The organism is uncultured Polaribacter sp. (assembly GCF_947500975.1).
Lineage (GTDB): Bacteria > Bacteroidota > Bacteroidia > Flavobacteriales > Flavobacteriaceae > Polaribacter.
The window spans coordinates 1-826 of record NZ_CANMUE010000045.1; the positions used below are offsets into that span (position 1 = coordinate 1).

The following is an 826-nucleotide window of genomic DNA, read 5'->3' on the forward strand; positions in this document are numbered from 1 at the left end:
AAAAAAATCATTGTTTTAAACGACTTTTTTGTATGATTCTGATTTTTTCACGGAATGAATACCAACGTTGTTGTATAAGCTTTGTTGCGTGGTTTAAGCAGTGAATTTAGTAAATAAAACACGAACGGCGAAATTCCGAAGGAATTTCCCAAGTGAGCTAAAACCAGCAATAAAGTTTATACGGTGTTACCCAACGTTTTTTTCTTTTTTCTTATTTTCAAGTTTCGGTCTATATAATATTTCATTTCCCACCAAAATTTATTTAATTCGTGTCTAATTCCTCCTAATTCCCAATTTACGTCAAAAATTTTTTGTTTTTCTGCCGAATTTGGATGTTTCGAAAAGTATGGTGGAATTCCAACTTTACAATGTAACATTGGTGAGTTATTCTTTATTGTTGGATAAAATTCAGCTGTATGAGAAGTTTTCAAAAAGTATCTAATTTCAATTATCGTTTTATTCGGCAATGATTTATAAATATGAAGATTTATGTCGTACAGATTTTCATAAATTGCATTCAATTCCGATACAATTTCGCTTAATGATTTTGCTGTTTTTTTGTCATTAACTTTTTTCCTAATTTTAGCTCTTTCAAAAGAGTTTTTCCCAATACTTTCATCTATTTCCGACTTTATATATTCATAATTTTCCGATATTTTATTCCAGCACATATCTTTAGCCATATCAATCAAACTTGATGTCGCTTTTCGGATTTTTTCTTGAAGTTCGATTTTTTTCAAATGTTGGGTAACGTTTTGGTGTATTAAAAGTTGCGATTTTGTGGGCGAGGATTTTCCGAAGGAAAATTTGAAGCAAACAAAAAAAG

At 29.9% G+C, this 826-nt stretch carries 1 protein-coding gene; it reads right to left on the bottom strand.

What is annotated here, in order from left to right:
* Positions 1-176: 176 nt before the first annotated feature.
* Positions 177-826, bottom strand: a 650-nt coding sequence (locus Q0733_RS12955) for a hypothetical protein (protein WP_298782758.1), incomplete at its 5' end; no start/stop codon positions are given.